The following is a 24,011-nucleotide window of genomic DNA, read 5'->3' on the forward strand; positions in this document are numbered from 1 at the left end:
ACTGACCGAAGAAGCCGAACAGGCTGACCTTATCCTGCTAAACACGTGCTCGATCCGTGAAAAAGCTCAAGAGAAGGTGTTCCATCAGCTCGGACGCTGGAAGCATTTAAAACAAGCCAACCCCGACTTGTTAATTGGTGTGGGCGGTTGTGTCGCATCGCAAGAAGGTGACGCTATTCGCGCCCGTGCACCGTTCGTTGATATTGTGTTTGGTCCACAAACCTTGCACCGCTTACCTGAAATGGTGAAGCAGGTCGGTTCAGACCACCAACCCATGATCGACATCTCATTCCCAGAAATCGAGAAATTTGACCGCCTACCCGATCCAAAAGCCGAGGGCGCGAGTGCCTTTGTCTCTATCATGGAAGGTTGCTCAAAATATTGCTCGTTCTGCGTCGTGCCTTATACGCGTGGTGAAGAAGTCAGCCGCCCTGTCGATGACGTGATCTATGAAATCGCACAGCTAGCGGAGCAAGGCGTGCGTGAGGTCAACCTACTCGGTCAAAATGTTAATGCGTATCGTGGCGAGCATTTTGATGGTTCTGTATGCCGCTTCGCCGAGTTATTGCATCTTGTTGCTGCCATTGATGGTATTGATCGTATTCGTTACACCACCTCGCATCCGGTCGAATTTACGGACGATATTATCGAGGCTTACACAACGATTCCTGAGCTGGTCAGTCATTTACACTTACCGGTACAGAGTGGTTCGGATCGCGTGTTAACGATGATGAAACGCGGACATACCGCGTTAGAGTACAAATCAAAAATTCGCGCCTTAAAGAAAGCGCGTCCTGATATTGCGATGTCATCGGACTTTATTATCGGTTTCCCCGGTGAAACCGATGCTGATTTCCAAGCGACGATGGATCTTATTCAAGCCATCGACTTTGATATGAGCTTCAGTTTTATCTACAGTGCGCGTCCTGGTACACCTGCTGCCGATATACCTGACGACGTCACTGAAGCGACCAAGAAACAGCGTTTACAGTTGCTTCAACAACGACTTAACCAGCAATCAATGGCACATGCACGCCGGATGTTGGATACTGAACAACGTATCTTAGTGACTGGGCCATCGAAAAAGAATCCAATGGAGTTAACCGGTCGTACCGAAAATAACCGGGTTGTAAATTTCGTTGGGCAACCCCATATGATTGGTAAGTTTGTCGATGTCAAAATCACCGAAGTATTACCTAACTCACTGAGAGGTGAGTTAATTCGTGAAGAAGCCGATATGGGCCTTCGGATTGACACCGCGCCAGAAACGATTCTGCAACGCAACAAGGCGGAAGAACCCGATCCATTAGGTGTTGCTCGAGTCGTACCTTAGTACTAGCAAAGAAGAGGATTCGATTGAATCAACGTACCGAAACTATTGAATTTGAACTAGAGCCGACGGATTTACGTCGGCTCTCTAATCTCTGTGGTCCATTTGACGAGAACCTCAAACACATCGAGCGCCGCTTGGGTGTGGAAATTACCCATCGCGGTCATCACTTTCGTTTAATTGGACACGCGCACACCGTTGCTGCAGTGCAGAATATTCTGCGCGACCTCTATGTCGAGACTGCCACCGTCAAAGGTCAAGAGGGTCATGTCGAACCGCAGCAGGTTCATTTGGCTATTCAGCAAGCCAAAGTACTTGAGCAAGACGACACAGATCCGGCGGCGGAGAAAATGACGCATATCAAGACCAAACGAGGTCTTATCAAGCCACGCAATCATAACCAAGCGGGCTATGTGCGTTCGATTCTCGCGCACGACGTCAATTTTGGTATTGGACCGGCAGGTACAGGTAAAACCTATCTTGCTGTTGCCTGTGCCGTTGACGCGCTCGAACGCCAAGAGATCCGTCGTATTTTGCTGACACGTCCAGCGGTAGAAGCCGGCGAAAAACTGGGCTTTTTACCAGGAGACTTAGCTCAAAAGGTCGATCCTTATTTACGTCCTTTATACGATGCTTTGTTCGAAATGCTTGGCTTTGAGAAAGTCGAAAAACTGATTGAACGTAATGTGATTGAGGTCGCACCGTTAGCATACATGCGCGGGCGCACGCTCAACGATGCCTTTATTATCTTAGATGAAAGCCAAAACACTACGATGGAACAGATGAAGATGTTCCTCACCCGTATTGGTTTTAATTCCAAGGCAGTAATTACTGGCGACATTACTCAAATCGACTTACCGCGAGGGCAACGATCTGGTTTGCGCCATGCGATTGAAGTCCTTAGTAAAGTACCGGACATTAGTTTTACCTTCTTCCAAGCCGGCGATGTTGTGCGTCACCCGGTGGTGCAACGCATTGTGCAAGCTTACGAGGAGTTTGATACAGGACAGGAGCGCCGTGAAGGTTCAAGCTGATTATCAAGTCGCCTGCGAGACAGCGGGTGAACTCCCTCAACAAGCGGATATTGAGCTTTGGGTAGAGACTGCGTTAGCACTCGCTGGCTATGACAATACTGAAGCCGAATTAACGGTTCGTATCGTTGATCCAGCTGAGGGACGCAGTCTAAATCATGAATTTCGTAGTAAGGACTATGCGACCAATGTCTTGTCTTTCCCGTTTGAAGCGCCTATCGAAATGCCAATTCCTCTACTCGGTGACTTGGTAATCTGCGCACAGGTGGTAGAGCGTGAGGCGGATGAGCAGCAGAAACCGCTCATGCATCACTGGACGCATATGGTGATACACGGTACTCTGCACCTTTTAGGGTACGATCACATTGAAGATGCTGAAGCCGAGCACATGGAACGCATCGAGAAAGATGCACTGGCACGGCTCGATATTCCTGATCCTTACCAAATTAATCATTAACACGGAGCAACACTCTGAATGAGCGACGACAATCCCCACTCAGCCAGCGGCTCTTCGCAAAAATCTTGGGCAGCCAAACTGTTACAGGTATTCGCTGGAGAGCCGAAAAGCCGAGAAGAACTTGTCGATTTAATTCAGGACGCTGAAGAGCGGGACCTGATCGATAACGATACGAAGGAAATGATCGAAGGTGTACTCGATGTCGCTGAACTTAAAGTGCGTGACATTATGATTCCTCGTTCGCAAATGGTGACCATTGATATTCACCAAAGCGTTGAGGAGTTCCTGCCTATCGTGATCGAATCACAACACAGCCGCTACCCCGTCGTCACCGACAACAAAGACCATGTCGAAGGGATTCTTCTAGCGAAAGATTTACTCAGTTACGGCTTTAATTTCACTGAAGACAGCTTCTCGTTATCCGAAGTCATGCGTCCAGCAGTCATTGTGCCAGAGAGCAAACGGGTTGATGTGTTGCTTAAAGAGTTTAGGTCTAACCGCTATCATATGGCGATCGTCGTCGACGAGTATGGTGGTGTATCGGGCTTGGTCACCATCGAGGATATCTTAGAAGAGATCGTGGGCGAGATCGAGGATGAAACCGATCACAATGATGACGATAAAGCCGATATTAAACGCTTAAGTGCATCTCGATACTCTGTTAAAGCACTCACTACCATTGAAGACTTTAATGACCATTTTAACAGCCAATTCGCTGACGATGAAATCGATACAGTGGGTGGTCTAGTGGCGCACGGCTTCGGTCACCTGCCACAACCCGGAGAGCAAATCACGCTATCTGGGTTCACATTTAAGGTCACCAGTGCGGACAAGCGTCGAATTCAACAATTACAGGTGACACCACCGACATCGGATACATATACCGAGGAATCGCAGGGGTGATCCACAAGCGGCTTGAAGCACTCAATCAGGTGGGTTGGTTGCGTCACATCGTACTGGTTTTATTGGGTACATCACTGACGTTTGCTTATTCACCTTACACGCATACGTACTTGCCGCTGGTAGTACTGCCCTGCGTGGTGCTTCTTATAAAACCGCTCAAGCCTAAACAGGCGTTTAGAGCTGGCTTTTTATTTGGTCTTGGTTGGTTGGGCGCCGGCTTAAGTTGGATTTTAGTCAGCATTGATACCTATGGTGGTATGCCGCTGATAGCCGATATCGCGGTACTCGGTTTGTTAATCGCTTATCTTGCGCTCTTCCCTGCTTTGGCTTTTTACAGCTGGCGTAAATTAAGTCTCAAAGTGCCTTACGCGTATTTTAGCTTGGTGTTGTTTTGGTTCATATCCGAGTGGCTAAGAGGTTGGTTATTTACCGGCTTTCCGTGGTTACAGCTCGGCTATACGCAAACGGACGCTTGGCTGGGCGGTTTAGCATCGACTATCGGTCAGCGAGGCATTACTGCCGTACTGTGGTTTATAGCATTGTCTATCGCAGCGGCAGTCGTGGGGTCGTTACGGTGCCGAATTTACGCGGCACTGATGCTACTGGTATTTTTTACCGCAAGTTATATACTGCCTAAATTGCAACCGTTGCACCGTACTGACACCAAAACATCTGTGTTATTGGTACAAGGCAATATTTCACAAACGCTTAAATGGCAGGCTGATCAGCAGTGGCCTAATATATTGCGTTATTTAGATCTTACCCGTCCGAACTACCAACACGATATTATCGTATGGCCAGAGTCCGCCATCACAGCACTTGAACCCTACGCAGATGACGTACTGAGCACCATTGATCAATCGGCGGCAATGAACGGCGCTGCATTAATATCCGGTATTATTGATTATCAAAGTACCCGTGATCAGTTCTACAACACGATGATTGTGTTGGGCGATGAATCGGGTATTGATGGATTTGATACGCCTTATCAGTATGGCAGCAGCAACCGTTACCAAAAGCACCACCTATTACCGATTGGCGAGTTTGTCCCTTTTGAGAATCTGTTGCGCCCTATCGCTCCGTTATTTAATTTGCCGATGTCATCGTTTCAACGCGGTGAATATATTCAACCTAACTTATTAGCCAACGGTCACCGCTTGGCAGCTGCCATCTGCTATGAAATTGTCTTTGCCGATCAGGTACGTGCGAACGTAAGCGCCGATACTGACTACCTAATTACTGTCAGCAACGATACTTGGTTTGGTGACTCTCATGGTCCTTGGCAACATATGCAAATCGCACGCATGCGTGCAATGGAACTCGGTCGACCGTTAATCCGCTCGACCAATAACGGCGTGAGTGCGATGACTGATGAACAAGGTCGCATCATCGCTATCGCGCCCCAATTTAAAGCGACAACGGTTTCTGCAGAACTTCCCGTGGTACGCGGCACAACGTTATTTCAGCAATGGGGAAACTGGCCTGCTGACCTGCTTGCTGTATTGTCATTACTACCTTTAATCAGGCTATTTAATCGCACTGACCGTGGTCAGTCGCAGGAAAAATCAGTACAATAATCGTGTTAATTGGGTAAATAGGAAAAGTAGTCATGGAAAACATTCTCGATGCCATTCTCTTTGCAGTTCTGGTTGCCTCTGGTGGACTCGGCCTCACCAGCTTAGCAATGTTCTTTTTAGCAGCACCAACCGATGATTCTGAAGTTCGCCAGCGCCAGCGTTTTGAATTTACGTTCTTTGGTGTGGCTGGCTTAGTCATCATGTTTGTAATGTGGTACGCCATTAGCTAATTCGAAGGCGGCTTTGCCGCCTGACTATGCAGTAACCAATATCGGATATAAAACGACCTATGCAAGAACAATACAACCCGTCCGCGATAGAACAAGCCATTCAGCAACGTTGGCAAGAAGATAAAGTGTTCGAAGTCACTGAACAGCCAGAGAAAGAGAAATTCTACTGTCTCTCGATGTTCCCGTACCCAAGCGGCAAGCTCCACATGGGTCACGTGCGTAACTACACGCTGGGTGATGTGGTCTCTCGCTATCAACGGATGCAAGGCAAGAACGTGCTTCAGCCGATGGGTTGGGATGCATTTGGTCTACCGGCAGAAAATGCCGCCATTCAAAATAAAACCGCGCCAGCCAAGTGGACATACCAAAACATCGAATATATGCGCGAGCAACTTAAGCGCTTAGGTTTTGGCTATGACTGGCAACGCGAAGTCGCCACTTGCTCACCCGAGTACTACCGCTGGGAGCAATGGTTCTTTACAAAGTTATATGAAAAGGGCTTGGTTTATAAAAAGAACGCCACCGTTAACTGGGATCCTGTTGACCAAACCGTACTTGCTAACGAACAAGTAATCGATGGTCGCGGTTGGCGCAGCGGTGCTAAAGTTGAACAAAAAGAAATTCCGCAGTGGTTTATCAAAATTACCGATTATGCAGATGAGTTGCTTGACGATTTAGACCAATTGGATGGTTGGCCAGAACAAGTTAAGGCGATGCAGCGTAACTGGATTGGTCGTTCTGAAGGCTTAGAAATTGAATTCAAAGTGGCCAACAGCGACCAGTCGCTGAGTGTCTACACCACCCGCCCTGACACGATTTATGGTGTTACTTACATGGGGCTAGCCGCACAGCATCCGCTCGCACGTGAAGCTGCCAAAAGTAACCCTGAACTCGCCGACTTTATCGAGCAGTGCAAAAATAGCAAAGTGGCTGAAGCAGATATCGCCACGATGGAAAAGCTCGGCATGGATACGGGGATCCGCGCGGTTCATCCAATGACCGGCGAAGAGATTCCCGTGTGGGTCGCTAACTTTGTTTTAATGGATTACGGTTCAGGTGCCGTTATGGCAGTGCCAGGTCACGATCAGCGTGATTGGGAGTTCGCGACCAAATATGAACTGCCTATCGTTCCTGTTATCGAGCCGTTTAGTGGCGAAGGTGATATTAAAGCCGCGGCGATTACCGAAAAAGGTAAAGTGATTAACTCAGGTGACTACAACGGCATGTCGTCACAGCAAGCCTTCGACGCGATTGCTGATTTGCTGGAGCAACGTGGCGTGGGTCAGCGTAGTGTGAATTACCGATTGCGCGACTGGGGTGTTTCTCGTCAACGGTACTGGGGGACACCTATCCCAATGCTGAATCTTGCCGATGGCGAATCAGTGCCCGTGCCAGAAGACCAACTACCGGTCCGCTTGCCTGAAGATGTCACAATGGACGGTGTTACATCGCCCATTAAAGCTGATCCTGAGTGGCGCAAAACAGAGTATCAAGGACAACCGGCAGAACATGAAACCGATACTTTCGACACCTTTATGGAGTCGTCATGGTACTACGCGCGCTATTGCAGCGCACAAACGGATGACGCCATGCTCGATCCAGAAAAAGCCAACTATTGGCTCCCAGTGGATCAGTATATCGGCGGCATTGAACACGCTATTTTGCACCTGTTGTATGCGCGTTTCTTCCACAAATTGCTACGTGACACAGGTCTCGTTGAATCCGATGAGCCGTTTAAGCGCCTGCTATGCCAAGGTATGGTATTGGCTGACAGTTTCTACCGTGAGGATGACAAAGGCGGCAAACAGTGGATTTCTCCGCTCGACGTCGAACTCGATAAAGACGACAAAGGTGCCGTAGTCTCAGCACGCCACAAAGCAGATGGTCAACCTGTCGAAATCGCGGGTATGAGCAAAATGTCAAAGTCGAAAAATAACGGTATCGACCCACAAACTATGGTCGAGCGTTACGGCGCCGATACGGTTCGTTTATTTATGATGTTTGCCGCGCCACCTGAAATGACCTTGGAGTGGTCGGATTCCGGTGTCGAAGGTGCTCAACGTTTCTTGCGTCGTGTATGGAAATTAACCTATGACTTCATCGAGGCGGGGGGCTATCATCAGAATGATGTTGAGCTCAACAAAGATCAGAAGGCACTGCGCCGCGAGCTTCACAAGACCATAGCCAAAGTGAGTGATGACATGGGTCGTCGCCAACACTTTAACACCGCAATTGCGGCAATCATGGAGCTACTTAATCACCTACAAAAGGCGCCTGTTGAGACTGAAGCCGACCGCGTCGTGATGGGTGAAGCGATTGATGCCATGATTCGTATGTTGGCACCGATTACACCGCATATTTGCGAGCATTTATGGGAGCAACTCGGTCATCAAGATAGCCTGATCGCTGCAGACTGGCCGAGTGTCGATGACAGTGCGTTGGTCGAAGAAGAAAAGCTCATTGTTGTTCAGGTCAATGGAAAAGTACGTGCCAAGCTGACCGTCGCTGCTAACGCGAGCGAAGAAGAAGTACAATCGCTCGTATTAGCCGATGAATCTGTACAAAAATACACCGACGGTAAAACCATTCGCAAGAAGATCTATGTCCCAGGCAAAATCTTCAATATTGTGGTGAGTTAATATGGCGTACCTACGACCAGTAACCGCTGTGTTATTAAGCCTGCTTTTTTTAGGCGGGCTTAATAGCTGTAGCTTCCAACTAAGAGATAGCTATCAGCTTCCTGCTAATCTTCAGGCCGTTCGACTCGATAGTATTGACTCATTAGAACTCGAGGCGAGCTTGACGCAACGGTTACTTACCGCAGGTATTCAGGTAGTAGATGGGGGTACAAGCAACTCCACCACTATCGTGCGTATACTTTCCGATCAGCTTGAACGCCGTACACTCTCGTTATTTGAAAGTGGACAAGTCGCGGAATATGAACTGATATACCAAATCAATTATCAGGTCATCCGTGATGGCGAAACCGAGTATAACGGCCAAGTCGAAGTTGCTCGCGACTACCAAGATGATCCGAACTTTGCTCTCGCCAAAACACGAGAGCGTGAACTCTTGGTATCAGAAATGCGAGATGAAGCGACTCGCCGTTTAGTGCGTCAACTGATCTCAGAGTTCTCGGACTAACCATGCAAGCCATTTTCCCTGAACAGCTCGCGAGCAGTTTGCAACAACGCATTCCGCCTGTCATTTTGCTGTTTGGGGACGAGCTTCTGTTGCAGCAAGATTGCGACGAAATAATCCGCCACAGCCTCAATCAACAATTATCAAGTACGCCGGAGTATCAGCGTTGGCGTGCCGATGCCGAATTTGATTGGGGTCAACTTTCCCTCCAGCAACAATCAATGAGCCTATTTGGTAGCTTCACAGTACTCGATATTGAGTTGCCCGAAGCTAAACCCGGTAAACCGGGTTCAGATGCGTTAGTCGACTACGTTAAACAACCGAATCCTGACCAGTTGCTTATCTTAAAGGGTCCTCGGCTCAAAAAGGAACAACTCAATAGTCGCTGGTTCAAAGCGCTTGCAGCACAGGCACTGCAAGTTAAAATTTTCACCCCCAAACGCAGTCAGTTACCACGTTTTGTAATGCAACGCGCGCAGCGCCATCAACTGCAGTTATCACAAACAGCGGCTGAGGTTTTAAGTAACTGGTTTGAAGGCAATCTCTTTGCACTCGAACAAGAGTTTATCAAATGGTCATTGCTACCGAATCCACCACAAATAGACGAGAAGCAAATCTACGAGCGCGTCGCAGATAGCAGTCAATTTGATGTATTCGGATTACAAGAGAGCATTGCAGCACAGGATCTGAGTCAAGCCATTCATCGTTTGGAGCGGTTACTTGATAACGATATTGAACTGAATATTCTTAATTGGATGCTACAGCGCGAAGTGCAGATTATCAGCCAATTACATGTCAACGCGCAGCATGGATTGGATCACCAAGCCGTATTTAAACAATTTGCAGTATGGAGCTCGCAACAGTCTGCCTACTCAGCACGTGCTAGCACCCACAGTGATAATTCCATCAAGCAAATGATTGCATTGGCAGAGCGCATTGAGCGTGCAATAAAAGGAGACCGCGACGAGCCACTTGATGTTCTGCTTTATCATCTCGTTGTGTTATTGTCCTCGCCCCAATTACCTGCGTCCATCAGCCAACAATTAGGTGTGTATAGTCATGTTGAGAGCGATTTTTGGCGGTACTTTTGATCCTATCCATTGTGGCCATCTTAATGCTGCAAAGGCGCTAGTCGAAGAGCTTAATTACGTTACTATTCATTTGATGCCCAACGCGGTACCACCGCACAGGCCCCAACCGCGTGCTAATGGCGCGCACCGTTTGGCCATGATCGAATGCGCTATCAGATCTCATGCGCACATGTGTGCCGAACCTTTCGAGCTAAACCAAGACGGTCCGTCGTATACTGCCAAAACACTCGCCGCAATGCGTGAACACTACCCTAATGATACCCTGGCTTTTATTATGGGTATGGACTCGTTACTTACTTTTGACCAATGGTTTGATTGGCAGTCCATCCTCGCTTGTGCTCACCTGGTTGTCCTGCCTCGCCCCGGTTATCAGCTCGGGACGGCTAACTCAACGGTGACTCAATTACTGCATGACCGACAAGTATCTTCGCCCGATGAACTCTATCAGGATTCAAGTGGTCGTATTTATATTGCTAATACCACCCTGACTGATGTGTCATCAACTGCGGTTAGGGACGCTTTAGCCTCAGGTGACAGCGCAGAAATACCATCTCAGGTAATGACATACATTCGTCATCACGGATTGTATTCAAGCCCATTGTGATGCTGTTTATAGCGCGATAATCTGATACACTCTAACTTTTGTCAAAGTCGATGGGAGTAATAAAACTTGCAAGTTGAACAACTGCGCGAATTTGTCATTGATAAAGTCGATGATTTAAAAGGACGTGACATTCAGGTCCTTGATGTGCATGGTAAAACGGACGTTGCTGATTACATGGTTATTTGTTCTGGCAACTCTAAAACACATGTTAAAAGTATTGCTGAATATGTTGCGACCCAAGCTAAACACGCAGGTATCCCTCCATTAGGTATCGAAGGTGGTGAGCAAAGCGAGTGGGTACTGGTTGACTTAGGTGACGTGGTGCTACACGTGATGCAAGAGTCTATACGCGACTTTTACCAACTTGAGAAGCTCTGGAGCCAATAAGTGCACATTCAGATGCTCGCTGTTGGTAATAAAATGCCAACCTGGGTTAGCAGCGGCTTTGAAGAATATCAAAAACGATTTCCCCGTGACATGAGCTTGGATCTTGTCGAGATCACGCCTCAAAAGCGGGGAAAGAAGGCTGAGCTAGGTAAAATCAAAAGCCAAGAAGGTGAAGCCTTGCTAGCAGCGGTACCCAAAGGTCATCGTATCGTGACACTTGAGGTTCATGGCCGACCTTGGACCACACCACAATTAGCTCAGCAAATGGCGGGCTGGCAAATGGATGGTCGCAATGTGTCATTACTGATTGGTGGACCTGAGGGATTGTCAGATGCGTGCTTAGCAGCCGCCGAACAACGCTGGTCACTGTCACCGCTCACATTGCCTCACCCTATTGTACGCGTGATTGTCGCTGAAAGTTTGTACCGTGCATGGAGTCTTAATAATAATCACCCGTACCATCGGGAATAACGATATAAAGGTAATGAAGCTAAATGCGCACTCGTACGCCGATCAGAGACCATGATGCTGAATCCAGCCTGTTTGCTGGACGAGTGATTTTTGCGATTGTTGTTATTATCGGCTTATTCGCGGTTATTCTTGGCAACCTTTATCACTTACAAGTCGATGAATATAACGACTTGCAAACCCGTTCAAATGATAATCGTATCAAGCTCGTTCCAATCGCGCCGAATCGAGGCTTGATTTACGACCGTAATGGCACATTACTGGCTGAGAATTTACCCGTTTATAGCTTAGAAGTCATTCCTGAGGAAGTTACCGACCTCGAACAACAAGTTGCGCGTATTGCTAACTTACTGGAAATCCCACCTGAAGCGATTGAAGACTTTGAGCAGAATGTGAAAACTCAGCGTCGTTTCAATCATGTCACCGTACTCGATGATATGAACGAGCAACAAATTGCTCGCTTTGCTGCCAAACAACATAAGTTTCCCGGTTTTTCAATCGAAGCACGATTGGTACGCCACTACCCATTCGACGATCTGTTGACTCACGTCGTAGGTTATGTCGCTAAAATTAACCGTCGTGATGTGCAGCGCTTAGATGAGGAAGAACGTCTACCCAACTATGCGGCGAGTCGAACCATCGGTAAATTGGGTATCGAAAAATACTATGAAGAACAACTTCATGGTGAGGTGGGGTATCGTAGCGTTGAAGTGAACAATCGTGGACGTGTAGTGCGTACGCTGAACACTGAGCCGCCCACACCGGGCTCAGATATTGTGCTCGAGCTGGATATCGAACTACAACGTAAAGCAACTGAAATACTGGGAGAAAATCGCGGTTCGATCATTCTGATGGACGCGCAAACGGGGGGCATTCTCGCGATGGCGAGCACCCCTAGTTACAATCCCAATTGGTTTGTTAGCGGCATCTCAGTCGATCGCTATCGTTCATTACTGAATTCCCGACACAGTCCTTTGCTGAATCGTGCAACCCAGGGCGGCTATCCGCCCGCCTCTACTATTAAACCTCAACTCGGATTACTAGGCTTACAATCAGGTGAGATTACACCGACGACTCGCATTTGGGACCCCGGTTGGTTCGAAATTAAAGGGGTCGACCGGCGCTACCGCGACTGGCTTGCTTGGGGTCATGGTTGGGTCAACGTCAGTAAAGCTATCCGAGAGAGCTGCGATACATTTTATTATGATTTGGCTCTCAAACTCGGTGTCGATCAAATTTCTGACTTCATGCATCAGTTTGGCTTTGGCGAAAAAACCGGCATCGATATTGCTGAAGAAATTCCTGCGATTATGCCCAATAGCGGCTGGAAACGCGCCCGTTACGGTCAGCCATGGTATGCAGGAGAAACGCTATCGGTAGGTATTGGACAAAGTTATTGGACCGCTACGCCAATGCAACTTGCGGCTGCAACGGGTGTGATGGCAAATAATGGTGAGTTCGTTATTCCGAGGTTGCTGCGAGGTTATGGAACGTTAGACGATATGCAAGTGGTAGAACCGAAATACAATCAGCCCGTACAAGTCGATAAACAAAGCTACTGGCAAGTGGTGCACGACGCCATGGTCGAAGTCACTTCCAGCATTCACGGAACCGCTCATTCAGCGTTTCGTCATGCGCCGTACACATCCGCAGGTAAAACCGGGACGGCACAAGTTGTTAACTTGGGTGAAGACGAGGAATATGTTGCAGAAGAGGTCGCCGAAAAATATCGCGATAATGCAATGTATATAGGCTACGCACCGGCTGAATCACCTGAAGTTGTCATCGCTGTTGCAATTGAAAACGTGGTTGGGGGTGGCGGTAGCATTGCCGCTCCAGCAGCTCGTCGACTATTAGATACATGGCATAAGCGCTATCACCCTGAGCAATATGAGGAGGTCGAAAGTGCTAACGACTGAAGAACGTCAGCGTCACCCGTTGCTCAAAAAGTTACACTTGGATGGCCCTTTACTACTCGGCTTACTGAGCCTCTGCATCGCCAGTCTGTTTATCGTCTACTCGGCAAGTGGGCAAAACATGGATATGGTCGTACGACAGGCTATTCGTATTGGTGCTGCGTTGGCCACCCTTTTCGTCGTCGCGCAACTGCCACCACGATTCTACGAACGTATCTCACCGTTAATTTATGGATTAGGCGTATTGTTGCTCATCGCCGTATTATTGGTTGGCGAAGTCGGCAAAGGCGCCCAACGTTGGCTCGATCTCGGTCCTGTGACGATTCAACCCTCAGAAATTATGAAGTTAGCGATGCCGCTGATGATTGCGTGGTTCATCAATCAACGCGCCCTGCCACCGCGCTTGTTAAGAATAGCCGCAGCGCTCGCATTGGTGTTGTTACCGACCCTTCTGATTGCTAAGCAGCCTGATTTAGGTACCTCGTTGTTAGTCGCAAGCGCCGGACTTTTCGTTATCTTCTTTGCCGGTTTGAGTTGGCGCTTAATTGTCTTTGCCGTCATGCTCATACTAGCCTTCCTACCCGTTTTGTGGATCTACTTAATGCATGACTATCAGCGTCAGCGGGTACTCACTTTTCTAAACCCAGAGCTCGACCCCTTAGGTTCCGGATATCATATTATCCAATCCAAAATAGCCATTGGCTCCGGTGGCATTGATGGCAAAGGCTGGCTCCATGGCACTCAATCTCAACTTGAGTTTTTACCCGAGCGTCACACCGATTTCATCTTTTCCGTCATTAGTGAGGAATTCGGGCTCATCGGCGTCACCTTATTGCTGGCACTCTATACCTTTGTCATTATTCGTGGGTTAATCATCGCGTTAAGAACACAAGATATGTTCGCTAAACTCCTCGCAGCATCGCTGACTCTGACATTTTTTGTGTATGTTTTTGTAAATATTGGTATGGTTTCTGGATTACTTCCCGTTGTCGGGGTACCGTTGCCGCTAATCAGTTATGGTGGCACATCCATGGTAACCTTGATGGCTGGTTTTGGGATTATTATGTCAGCGGCAACCCATCATAGGCTTGTAATCCGCGATGGCTATCAATAGTAACGATTATGTAGGTGCAGTATGATTAAATCAGCGATAATAACCTCCTCCATCATGTTGGCCGCGCTTAGCGGACCATTCGCGAGCGCGCAAACGCAACGCACCGAAACTGAAGCACAACAACGAATCGATGCCTTTGTGAGCGAACAAAGTGAGGCATTAGGAATCGCACCGGAAAAGCTACAGCAGTGGTTAGCTAAGGCGCGACGTAACGAGGATGTGCTCGCTGCCATCCAAAAGCCGTGGGAGGCTAAACCTTGGTATCAATACTACCCTATTTTCCTGACCGATAAGCGCCGTGCCGCGGGTGTCCGGTTCTGGCAAGCTCATCAAGATGAGCTAGAGCGTGCAGCACAGAAGTTTGGTGTACCCGAGCGCATTATTGTTGCCATTATCGGTATCGAGACCTTCTATGGTGAGTACTTAGGGAAATATTCCGTTTTAGATACCTTATATACCCTTGGTTTTTATTATCCGCCACGGAGTTCATTCTTTTCATCGGAACTCGCCGAATACTTTAGTTTAGCCGCCGAGCAAGGTTGGGATGTTACAGAGCCCGTGGGATCTTATGCCGGTGCCATGGGGTATGGTCAATTTATCTCATCCAGCTACCGACACTATGCTGTCGACTTCGATAATGACGGTAAGCGCGATTTAATTAACAACACCACCGATGCGATTGGCAGCGTGGCAAACTATTTTGCGGAACACCGCTGGCAAGCCGGCGCACCGGTCGCCTACCAACCTGAGCAAAATCAAGATTGGGCAGCGGTTGCCTCAAAAGGTATGAAACCTGATACCACGATTGGTCAGTTGCGCCGTCAAGGCTATCAAATCGACAGCCAATACGCTGATGACCTTGCCGTTAAAGTGCTGGCTTTTGAAACCGAAACAGGTCATGAATACTGGTTAGGCTTTGACAATTTTTACAGCATTACACGCTACAACCACAGCCCACTATACGCTATGGTCGCTTATCAATTGAGCGAACAAATTGCCTCTGCTTATGAACATCAAAATGACTCATAAAATGGTGCGTTTAGGCGCTTCGCTGGTCAGTTGTGTAGTGCTATTGCAGGGCTGCAGCTCGCAGCCCTCAGGTCGTTACCAACAAGCGCACGATAGTGCACCAACACGCATCCCTACCGCTACGGAGTTGCAAAGTGCGACACCGGTACAGGAGCCTTTAAGTCGACAAGGTAACCAAGATTATCAAGTCAATGGCGTGTTTTACGATGTAATGGAAAGCGCTGAGGGTTATTCAGAGACAGGTATCGCTTCGTGGTATGGCAATAAGTTTCATGGTCACCTCACATCTAATGGCGAATACTATGATATGTACAGTATGACTGCCGCCCATACCCGGTTACCACTGCCAACCTACGTAAGAGTGACAAACTTGAATAACCAACGACAGGTGATCGTAAGAGTCAACGATCGTGGCCCATTTCACTCCGATCGACTCATCGATTTATCATTTGCGGCTGCCTATAAACTGGACATCGTAGGTCACGGCACAGCACCGGTTAAAGTTGAAGCCATTGAGTTTTTATCGCCCGCCGTTGAACATCGCTATTATGTCCAACTATTCGCCAGCGAAGATGCGCAAAAAATATCGACCTTACGCGACCAGTTACCAAAAAATTGGCAAGCACATGCAACTACTCAGTCAAACGAGAGTCTACATAAGCTACTTTTAGGACCTTTGCCACAAGTTGAAGCCAATAAATGGTTACAGCAAGTTAGGGCGAAGGGTTTTCCTAACGCATTTAGAGTTAAAATTACCGCGAATAGTGCGGAAGCAACTGACTCGAACAATCAAAATTGATATAATCCACACACATAAAAGATGTTAAAGCGATAACCATGAAGATAGTTAACAAGATGATAAAACCACTCGTCACACTCGTTGCTGTGTTTTCCTTTGGTGTTGCAAGTGCTCAGTCGCTTGTCCCGAATCCTCCTCAGGTCAACGCTAAGGCGTATATTCTGATTGACCACAAAACAGGTAAAGTACTCGCCGAAGGTAACGCAGATGAGAGCCTGCCGCCCGCGAGTCTGACCAAGATGATGACAAGCTATATTATCGGTAAAGAAATTCAAGCTGGTCGTATTAGTAATTCGGACATGGTCACTATCAGCGAAAATGCTTGGGCAAAAAATTTCCCCGAATCATCGAAGATGTTCATCGAAGTAGGTACTGAGGTCAGTGTGTCGGACCTTAACCACGGTATTATCATTTCGTCTGGTAACGACGCCTGTGTCGCCATGGCAGAGTACATTGCCGGCAGCGAAGGTGCTTTTGCAGATTTAATGAATACGTACGCGCAAGAAGTCGGTATGACCAGCAGTCATTTTGCTAACAGTCATGGTTTACCCGATCCGGAACAGTATGTTTCGGCACGCGATATGAGTAAATTGGCGAGCGCACTTATCAATGAGACCCCCGAAGAGTATAAAATATACTCTCAAAAATCGTATACTTATAACAATATAAAGCAATACAATCGAAACGCGTTGTTGTGGGACCGAAGCATGAATGTCGATGGCATTAAGACAGGTCACACCAGCGAAGCTGGCTATAGTTTAGTGACGTCTGCGGTGGACGGCGATACTCGACTGATTTCAGTAGTCATCGGTACCGGTAGCGAACAAGCACGTAAAATTGAAAGCAAAAAATTACTTAACTACGGCTTCCGTTATTATGAAACGGTTACTGCGTATGAAGCCGGTGAGAGTTTCGTATCTCAACGAATTTGGGGTGGAGACAAAGACCAGGTCGAGTTAGGTATTAGCGAAGATGTTGTTATCACGCTGCCGCGTGGTCAACGCGACAAATTAAAAGCAAACTTTGAACTCAATCAAGAGTTAGAAGCACCATTGCAGAAAGGCGAACACGTCGGCACCGTCTACCTTCAACTTGAAGGTGAAGATGTCGCTTCTTTCCCACTCGTTACATTGCAAAGTGTCGAGGAAGGCGGTTTCTTTAAGCGTGCAATGGACTATATTAAACGTAAGTTCTCTGAGGAATAAGCAATCCGTATGCAAAAAACTCGTTTTGATCAGCTAGTCGACTTTCCATGTCACTTTACCTTTAAGGTGATGGGCGTAGCTACGGCCACGCTTCCTGATCAAGTCGTTGAAGTATTACAGCAGCATGCACCGGGGGACTACAGTCCCTCGGTCAAGCCGAGTAGCAAAGGCAACTACCATTCCGTTTCGGTTTCGGTTCGTGTCGAGAGTCAGGAACATATCGAAATTCTCTACCGCTCTCTAGCTGACATTGAAGATGTCCGCTATGTGCTATAACTGCTCGTAATAAAGCAACGCTAGCCGCCACAAGCGCATCTCGTTATAATAGGTCGATGATGGATAAAATTATTGTTCGTGACTTGGGTCGTCAGGCTTATGAGCCGATTTGGCGGGCCATGCAATCATTCACCGATACGCGTGACGATTCAACGCCCGATGAGCTATGGATAGTTGAGCATTCGCCAGTATTTACCCAAGGACAGGCGGGTAAAGAAGAGCACTTACTCGCGCCGGGTGATATTCCCGTTGTTCCGGTCGATAGAGGTGGCCAAGTGACCTACCATGGTCCGGGGCAACTGGTGGTTTATTTTATGCTTAATATACGACGTCTCAGCCTCGGTGTTCGGCAGCTCGTGAACGAGATCGAGAATACCATCGTCGACGTATTAAACGATTACGGAATTGAAGCCGCACCGCGCCGCGACGCGCCGGGTGTTTATGTGGACGGAGATAAAGTCTGTTCACTCGGTTTACGCATCCGTAAAGGGTGTTCTTTTCATGGCTTGGCGTTAAACGTCAATATGGATATGGAACCCTTTAGCCGCATCAACCCGTGTGGGTTGACCGGTATAAAAATGATTCAAACGGCGGACTTAGGCGGTCCGCAGAGCTTCGAAGAAGCAGCAGAGAGGGTAACGCAACGCTTTATCGAACGTGTTGGCTACCGAAATACTCAATCGGAAACAGGACTTGCAGAAGCTTATGTCAAAGCCAGTTAGAGTGGAACCCGGCGTTAAAATGCGCGACGCCGACAAAATGGCACTTATTCCTGTTCAGATCGTTCCGACTGAACGTGACCAAATGTTACGCAAACCTTCATGGCTGAAGGTTAAGTTGCCGTCAAACACGCAACGTATTGATGAAATCAAACAAGCCATGCGTAGCCACGGCTTACATTCGGTATGTGAAGAGGCATCGTGCCCTAACCTACCCGAGTGTTTTAACCATGGTACAGCAAGCTTTATGATCCTAGGTGATATCTGTACACGTCGCTGTCCATTCTGTGATGTTGCGCACGGTCGTCCATTACCACCCGATCCTGAAGAGGCGGTAAAACTCGGTAAGACTATCCATGACATGGGCGTAAAGTACGTTGTAATTACGTCAGTTGACCGTGACGATCTGCGTGATGGTGGTGCCCAACACTTTGCCGACTGTGTCCGTGAAATTCGTAAGTACACCCCAGAAATTCAGGTCGAGATCTTGGTGCCTGACTTCCGTGGACGTATGAAAGTTGCGTTGGACATCTTGTCCGGCGAAGCGCCTGATGTATTCAACCACAACTTAGAGACGGTTCCGCGCTTGTACAAAGCGGCGCGCCCTGGCGCAAACTATCAGTGGTCATTGGACTTGTTGAAGAAGTACAAGGAAGCACGTCCAGATGTGCGCACTAAATCGGGTCTCATGGTTGGCTTGGGTGAAACCAAAGAAGAGATCTTAGAGGTCATGCGTGACTTACGTGCTCATGACTGCGATATGCTGACAATTGGTCAATATCTGCAACCTAGCCGTCACCATATTCCGGTCGCTCGTTACGTACACCCTGACGAGTTTGAAGAACTCCGTGTTGCGGGCGTAGAAATGGGCTTTAGCCATATCGCCAGTGGACCTTTGGTACGTTCATCCTACCATGCTGACCTACAAGCAGCCGGTGAAACTGTACGATGAGCACACTGCTGTGGTGCTTGTTAATCGCAGGTGTCTTACCCGTATTGGCTAAGGCACCTGTGGTGTTTTTCCAAAATCGGGCGAACGGGTATGACAACCATCATCCGCGCGCCCAGCAATCTCGGCTCACCGGCATTGGCGCCCGAGCTGTCGCCGCTCACTATAATGCTTACGAAGCGTTTCCGCTTTACGCAGCCGCTGTACTGGCTAATCTCGCCAGTGAACAAATCAGTCCCCACGCAACGGGGCTAGCAGTGAGCTTTATTGTGCTTCGTATTGCCTACAATATTCTTTATTTACTCAATTGGGACAAATTGCGTTCACTCGTTTGGTTTTTCGCCTTTTTGTGCCCCATTTTGATGTTGGCTCAACTCGCCATCATGCAGTAACGCCGGCTGCTGTAAAAGATTATATAAGTCAGGCCACACTCCTGACTGATGACGTTCCATCAAAGTTTCCTGCGCTAAGGGTTTCCACGCATAGCGTCCCGGAACTGCCGCACAGGTTTGCGCAGCATATAGACCAACTCCGTGTGCACTGCTCGAACCTAGCTGCCACTGATCCTCCCCCAACGGACGTGCTAATTTGCGCCAGTCACTTATGTGCGAAGACCAAGGTAGGCGACGCCATAACGCTTGCAGCTCAGAACTGCTCATTGTTGGCTTTTCAGTGACCACGATATTGACCGGCTGCTGAGCATAGCGCCCCATACAAAAATTACGCGCATAAGGCATGCGCATCGCATATTCATCCGCAAAACCTAGCCAGTGCGCCCATTCATGTCGAATAACCTCAGGCGTTGCACTTTGTCCAAGCACCATTGTATTAGGACGAGTGTAGGAGCGACCCGCCTGAGCTAATAGTATTTTTCCGGTGTCTCCTGTCAAACCGGTCTCATCACATACTGCTTGTTGGCTAGCAGTAACTGAGCAATGCTGTTTAGGTCTATGTTGCCAGGCGAAACATACCTGGCCTGCACTCGATTCATTCTGTATACCACTGATAGCTTCAAGCAAGGCCACATAACGCGCTTTACTGGCGTTAGAACGCGCGACTACGGGCACCACCCTGGTACACGAGGGTGCATTTTTAGAGGCAATAAGTGCGCTCGCTCCACCAGAAAGTTCAGACTGACCAAAGCGCGAATACCAATCTGGCCAAGATATCGTGGGATCATTTAATGCTAACTCAGCTAACTGCGCAGTAGCGTGCTCATCGCCCTGCTCCGCAGCAATATTGAGCCAACGCTTAGAATGTTGCGGAAATTTGGACTGGAGGCGTTCAAGCGCCTTTTTCGAGCCATTTTGAGCCGCTCGTTGCCACCATATCAGTGCCGCACTGACACGTTGTTGCTGCTGATATACTTCGCCCACCTCAAACTGGGCATTGGCGTCTCCGTTAAGCGCTGCGGCCCAACGCAGTTGGGTTGATGTCGGTTGAGAATCTTTGGAGATTAGGGTCACCCCTAGGGCGACCCCTAGCAAAATACAGAGGGTTTTCATTGCAGTTGTCGGCGAGTTTGCTCCAACTCAATGTCGGCATAACGATGTTCAACAAATTCATGCACGTTAGTCGTTAATGCCAACTTGAAATAATTGGCCGCTTTAGTCCACTGCTGTTGCCGTTGACTGTATTTACCGAGATAGAAATAAGCCTCACACAGACGCTCTGCTAGGGTTTCATCACCCCGAAGCTGCACCGTGAGTTGTTGCAAAAACTCAGTTTCGCTCAGTTCTCCTAAATACAATTCAATAATTCGGTTAGCCCAGTCTTCTTCATCTATTCCCTTTTGGTTGCGTGCCAACGCATTCAACGCCTCATTGGGTGATTCGCGATACTGCGCCAGAAATAACCAAATCACGCGATAAGGATCGCTGGGATCATTTTTAAGGTGTGCTTGGAAATCATTAACCGCAAATTTAACACGATTATCGTAATATTCTGCGATGCCTCGGTTAAGCAATGCATACGGATGGTCGGGGTCAAGCTCAAGTGCAGAATCAAGTGCCTCAAAAGCAAAGTCGAACTCGCCCAACTCAGTGTATTGTATGCCTAAATAATTGTAGGCATCTGCTAACCGTGGTTTGACTTCTATCGCCCGCATAAAGTCCATGCGCGACAACGTACGTAAGCCTAGCGCGTCATACAATGCACCACGTCGATAAAAGGCAAATGCGAGTTCTTCATCAGATAACGATTCATCACTCACTAATTGACTAATACGCGCGATCTCTATTTCATAACGAAACTCAGCCTGTTCGGGCTCTGCTAACACAACATTAGGCGTGGGTGCTGCGAGTGCATCGGCTTGATTCGCGGGCGGAGTTGCACATCCTGTTAGGGTCACAGCAAGCAACGCTGCCAAAGAAAGTAATCGCATAGAATATACCCTTGAAAATTTATTCCATTAGAGCAAAAAAAGCCCCATTGAGCTAGCTCAACAGGGCTTTTACTGGGTAAAGATTAACGATTAATCTTCGCTTTTGTCTTCCGATTGCTCAGTCGATTGTTCGCTATTCGCTTCAGCTGGCTTTTCAGCCGCTTCTTTCATGCTCAAACGAACACGACCTTGACGGTCAATTTCAAGCACTTTAACAGGTACCGTGTCGCCTACTTTGAGGTAGTCATTGACATCGTTCACACGCTCTTCAGCGATCTGTGAAATGTGTACCAACCCGTCTTTACCCGGTAATACTGTAACGAACGCACCAAAGTCAACGATACGTGCTACTTTACCTTGATAAATTTTGCCTACTTCAATTTCAGCAGTTAGCTCTTTAATACGCTTGATGGCTGCATCGGCATCATTTTGATCGCTGGCAGCAATCTTAATCGTACCGTCATCGCCAATTTCAATATTGGTATTCGTTGACTCAGTCAACTCACGGATAACAGCGCCACCTTTACCAATCACGTCTTTGATCTTATCTTGATCAATCTTGATGGTCGTGAAACGTGGTGCATACGTAGAGAGCTCATCGCGGTGTTCGCCGATTGCTTCGTCCATCACAGACAAGATGTGCAAACGGGCCGCTTTAGCTTGGCCTAGCGCACTTTCCATGATGTCACGGGTGATACCATCGATCTTAATATCCATCTGCAGCGCAGTGATACCTTCGTTGTTACCCGCTACTTTAAAGTCCATATCACCTAAGTGATCTTCATCACCTAAAATGTCAGACAAGACAACGTGCTTATCGCCCTCTTTAACAAGTCCCATAGCGATACCCGCTACTGAAGACTTAATTGGAACGCCTGCATCCATCAATGCTAACGAAGAACCACACACTGATGCCATTGAACTAGAACCATTTGATTCTGTGATTTCAGACACCACACGAACGGTATATGGGAACTCTTCGTGGCTCGGCATAACCGCCTGGATACCACGCTTAGCAAGACGACCATGACCAATCTCACGGCGCTTAGGTGCACCGACCATACCGGTTTCACCCACACAGTATGGAGGGAAGTTATAGTGCAACAAGAAGCGACTGGTCGAAGTACCGGTCAGTTCGTCAATCATCTGCGCATCGCGGTCAGTACCCAACGTCGCTGTAACTAACGCCTGAGTTTCTCCACGCGTAAACAAAGCTGAGCCGTGGGTACGTGGCAACACGCCCGTTGCTACACTGATAGCACGCACCATGTCTGGGTCACGACCGTCAATACGCTTTTCGCCCGCTAAGATGCGGCTACGCACGATATCTTTTTCGACGTCGTGGAAGATTTTGCCCGCTTCATCGGTATCGGCTTCTTCATTTTCAGCAACGAGTTGCTCAATCATCGCTTGCTTAACTTCAGCGATCTTGCCGTAGCGCTCAGCTTTGTCAGTAATGCGATAGGCTTCGCCGATGCCGGCTTCGGCGAGTGACTTCACTTTCTCAACCAAAGTGGCGTCTTTTTGTGGCGCCTGCCAATCCCATTTTTCTTTGCCTGCTTCTTGAGCAAACTCATTGATCGCATCGATAACGACTTGCATCGACTCATGACCAAACATCACGGCACCCAACATGGTGTCTTCTGATAAAAGGTTGGCTTCTGATTCGACCATCAAGACCGCTTGCTGAGTACCAGCAACCACTAAGTCTAACTTAGATTCGGTAAGTTCATCTTGCGTTGGGTTAAGTACGTATTCATCGTTGATAACACCCACGCGAGCCGCACCGATGGGACCATTAAATGGCACACCAGAAATAGCCAGCGCCGCCGAGGTACCAATCATTGCAACGAGATCTGGGCTTACTTGTGGGTTGACCGACACAACAGTCGCAACCACTTGTACTTCGTTCATGAACCCTTCAGGGAATAATGGACGAATGGGGCGATCGATAAGACGTGATGTCAACGTTTCGTTTTCGCTAGGACGACCTTCACGCTTGAAAAAACCGCCTGGGATTTTACCCGCTGCGTAGGTTTTTTCTTGATAGTTGACCGTTAATGGAAAAAAGTCTTGTCCTTCCCGCGCTTCTTTCTTGGCAACTACGCTGACGAGTACGGTTGTATCATCCATGCTGGCCATCACAGCTGCAGTTGCTTGACGCGCTACAACGCCAGTTTCCAATGTAACTGTGTGTTGACCATACTGAAATTGTTTAGTTATTGGATTCACGTTTTGCTTTCCTTTACCTAACTGAATGTGAACACCCGGATTGGTGTTCGTTTTCTATCTATTTTCAATCGTCACATAGTATAAGGCATAGATGACAGAATTAAGACCCCTTATCAAAAAATAAGCATAAAAAAAGGGTCCCGAGGGACCCTTTTTTCGAAATTTTTGAC

Annotated in this window: 24 protein-coding genes; 21 read left to right on the forward strand and 3 right to left on the reverse strand. The window is 48.0% G+C overall.

All coding sequences use genetic code 11. From position 1 onward, the window contains the following. Position 1 precedes the first annotated feature (1 nt). The 21 genes from miaB (at position 2) to ABNS04_RS06330 (ending at position 19,618) form a co-directional block, all read left to right on the forward strand. Positions 2-1,333 (forward strand): tRNA (N6-isopentenyl adenosine(37)-C2)-methylthiotransferase MiaB, encoded by a 1,332-nt coding sequence (gene miaB, locus ABNS04_RS06230; protein ID WP_348671234.1) that lies wholly within the window; start codon positions 2-4, stop codon positions 1,331-1,333. 23 nt (positions 1,334-1,356) lie between these two features. Then, a complete protein-coding gene (locus ABNS04_RS06235; RefSeq protein WP_006955171.1) occupies positions 1,357-2,364 on the forward strand; it encodes a PhoH family protein in 1,008 nt (335 codons plus the stop codon). Next, the gene (gene ybeY / locus ABNS04_RS06240) at positions 2,348-2,818 is read left to right on the forward strand and encodes an rRNA maturation RNase YbeY (RefSeq protein WP_272978177.1); all 471 of its coding nucleotides are present in this window, start codon (positions 2,348-2,350) and stop codon (positions 2,816-2,818) included. Before ABNS04_RS06235 ends, ybeY begins: the two co-directional genes overlap by 17 nt. Before the next feature lie 18 nt (positions 2,819-2,836). Further along, on the forward strand, positions 2,837-3,721 hold the full coding sequence (corC, locus tag ABNS04_RS06245) for a CNNM family magnesium/cobalt transport protein CorC (RefSeq protein ID WP_006955173.1): 885 nt from the start codon (positions 2,837-2,839) through the stop codon (positions 3,719-3,721). After that, complete coding sequence (gene lnt / locus ABNS04_RS06250; protein ID WP_348671235.1) at positions 3,718-5,298, forward strand: apolipoprotein N-acyltransferase; 1,581 nt, start codon at positions 3,718-3,720, stop codon at positions 5,296-5,298. Before corC ends, lnt begins: the two co-directional genes overlap by 4 nt. A 32-nt stretch (positions 5,299-5,330) precedes the next feature. Continuing rightward, the gene (locus ABNS04_RS06255; protein WP_348671236.1) at positions 5,331-5,528 is read left to right on the forward strand and encodes a hypothetical protein; all 198 of its coding nucleotides are present in this window, start codon (positions 5,331-5,333) and stop codon (positions 5,526-5,528) included. Between the two features lie 59 nt (positions 5,529-5,587). Beyond that, entirely contained in the window at positions 5,588-8,167 is a 2,580-nt protein-coding gene (leuS, locus tag ABNS04_RS06260; RefSeq protein ID WP_006955176.1) for a leucine--tRNA ligase, read from the forward strand. A 1-nt stretch (position 8,168) separates the two neighbouring features. Beyond that, complete coding sequence (gene lptE, locus ABNS04_RS06265; protein ID WP_006955177.1) at positions 8,169-8,672, forward strand: LPS assembly lipoprotein LptE; 504 nt, start codon at positions 8,169-8,171, stop codon at positions 8,670-8,672. A gap of 2 nt (positions 8,673-8,674) precedes the next feature. Beyond that, a complete protein-coding gene (gene holA / locus ABNS04_RS06270; protein WP_272978175.1) occupies positions 8,675-9,760 on the forward strand; it encodes a DNA polymerase III subunit delta in 1,086 nt (361 codons plus the stop codon). After that, positions 9,729-10,364, forward strand: a complete 636-nt coding sequence (gene nadD, locus ABNS04_RS06275) for a nicotinate-nucleotide adenylyltransferase (RefSeq protein ID WP_272978174.1) — start codon at positions 9,729-9,731, stop codon at positions 10,362-10,364. Before holA ends, nadD begins: the two co-directional genes overlap by 32 nt. Positions 10,365-10,430: 66 nt before the next feature. Next, positions 10,431-10,751 carry a ribosome silencing factor gene (rsfS, locus tag ABNS04_RS06280; protein WP_006955180.1) on the forward strand — a complete coding sequence of 107 codons (321 nt, stop codon included), beginning with the start codon at positions 10,431-10,433 and terminating at the stop codon, positions 10,749-10,751. After that, positions 10,752-11,222 carry a 23S rRNA (pseudouridine(1915)-N(3))-methyltransferase RlmH gene (rlmH, locus tag ABNS04_RS06285; protein ID WP_006955181.1) on the forward strand — a complete coding sequence of 157 codons (471 nt, stop codon included), beginning with the start codon at positions 10,752-10,754 and terminating at the stop codon, positions 11,220-11,222. A 23-nt stretch (positions 11,223-11,245) separates the two neighbouring features. Next, positions 11,246-13,138 carry a penicillin-binding protein 2 gene (mrdA, locus tag ABNS04_RS06290; protein ID WP_006955182.1) on the forward strand — a complete coding sequence of 631 codons (1,893 nt, stop codon included), beginning with the start codon at positions 11,246-11,248 and terminating at the stop codon, positions 13,136-13,138. Then, on the forward strand, positions 13,125-14,249 hold the full coding sequence (gene rodA, locus ABNS04_RS06295; protein WP_006955183.1) for a rod shape-determining protein RodA: 1,125 nt from the start codon (positions 13,125-13,127) through the stop codon (positions 14,247-14,249). Before mrdA ends, rodA begins: the two co-directional genes overlap by 14 nt. A gap of 21 nt (positions 14,250-14,270) precedes the next feature. After that, a complete protein-coding gene (gene mltB / locus ABNS04_RS06300) occupies positions 14,271-15,278 on the forward strand; it encodes a lytic murein transglycosylase B (protein WP_006955184.1) in 1,008 nt (335 codons plus the stop codon). Then, on the forward strand, positions 15,268-16,077 hold the full coding sequence (locus ABNS04_RS06305) for a septal ring lytic transglycosylase RlpA family protein (RefSeq protein ID WP_272978173.1): 810 nt from the start codon (positions 15,268-15,270) through the stop codon (positions 16,075-16,077). The genes mltB and ABNS04_RS06305 overlap by 11 nt, the downstream gene beginning before the upstream one ends. Before the next feature lie 38 nt (positions 16,078-16,115). Beyond that, positions 16,116-17,282, forward strand: coding sequence for a D-alanyl-D-alanine carboxypeptidase family protein (locus tag ABNS04_RS06310; protein WP_006955186.1), 1,167 nt, complete (start codon positions 16,116-16,118; stop codon positions 17,280-17,282). Between the two features lie 9 nt (positions 17,283-17,291). Continuing rightward, entirely contained in the window at positions 17,292-17,558 is a 267-nt protein-coding gene (ybeD, locus tag ABNS04_RS06315) for a DUF493 family protein YbeD (protein WP_006955187.1), read from the forward strand. A gap of 56 nt (positions 17,559-17,614) precedes the next feature. Then, positions 17,615-18,280: a lipoyl(octanoyl) transferase LipB gene (lipB, locus tag ABNS04_RS06320; protein ID WP_040487720.1), complete on the forward strand. Its 666-nt coding sequence runs from the start codon at positions 17,615-17,617 to the stop codon at positions 18,278-18,280. Then, on the forward strand, positions 18,264-19,229 hold the full coding sequence (lipA, locus tag ABNS04_RS06325; RefSeq protein ID WP_006955189.1) for a lipoyl synthase: 966 nt from the start codon (positions 18,264-18,266) through the stop codon (positions 19,227-19,229). The genes lipB and lipA overlap by 17 nt, the downstream gene beginning before the upstream one ends. Next, complete coding sequence (locus ABNS04_RS06330) at positions 19,226-19,618, forward strand: MAPEG family protein (RefSeq protein ID WP_083773237.1); 393 nt, start codon at positions 19,226-19,228, stop codon at positions 19,616-19,618. Before lipA ends, ABNS04_RS06330 begins: the two co-directional genes overlap by 4 nt. Here the strand turns inward: ABNS04_RS06330 and ABNS04_RS06335 are convergent. The 3 genes from ABNS04_RS06335 to pnp form a co-directional block, all read right to left on the reverse strand. After that, the gene (locus ABNS04_RS06335; RefSeq protein WP_348671239.1) at positions 19,550-20,692 is read right to left on the reverse strand and encodes a hypothetical protein; all 1,143 of its coding nucleotides are present in this window, start codon (positions 20,690-20,692) and stop codon (positions 19,550-19,552) included. The genes ABNS04_RS06330 and ABNS04_RS06335 overlap by 69 nt on opposite strands. Before the next feature lie 35 nt (positions 20,693-20,727). Next, on the reverse strand, positions 20,728-21,609 hold the full coding sequence (gene nlpI / locus ABNS04_RS06340; RefSeq protein ID WP_272978170.1) for a lipoprotein NlpI: 882 nt from the start codon (positions 21,607-21,609) through the stop codon (positions 20,728-20,730). A gap of 90 nt (positions 21,610-21,699) precedes the next feature. Continuing rightward, the gene (gene pnp / locus ABNS04_RS06345; RefSeq protein ID WP_006955193.1) at positions 21,700-23,841 is read right to left on the reverse strand and encodes a polyribonucleotide nucleotidyltransferase; all 2,142 of its coding nucleotides are present in this window, start codon (positions 23,839-23,841) and stop codon (positions 21,700-21,702) included. Positions 23,842-24,011: the final 170 nt, after the last annotated feature.

Source organism: uncultured Idiomarina sp. (assembly GCF_964010655.1).
GTDB lineage: Bacteria > Pseudomonadota > Gammaproteobacteria > Enterobacterales > Alteromonadaceae > Idiomarina > Idiomarina baltica.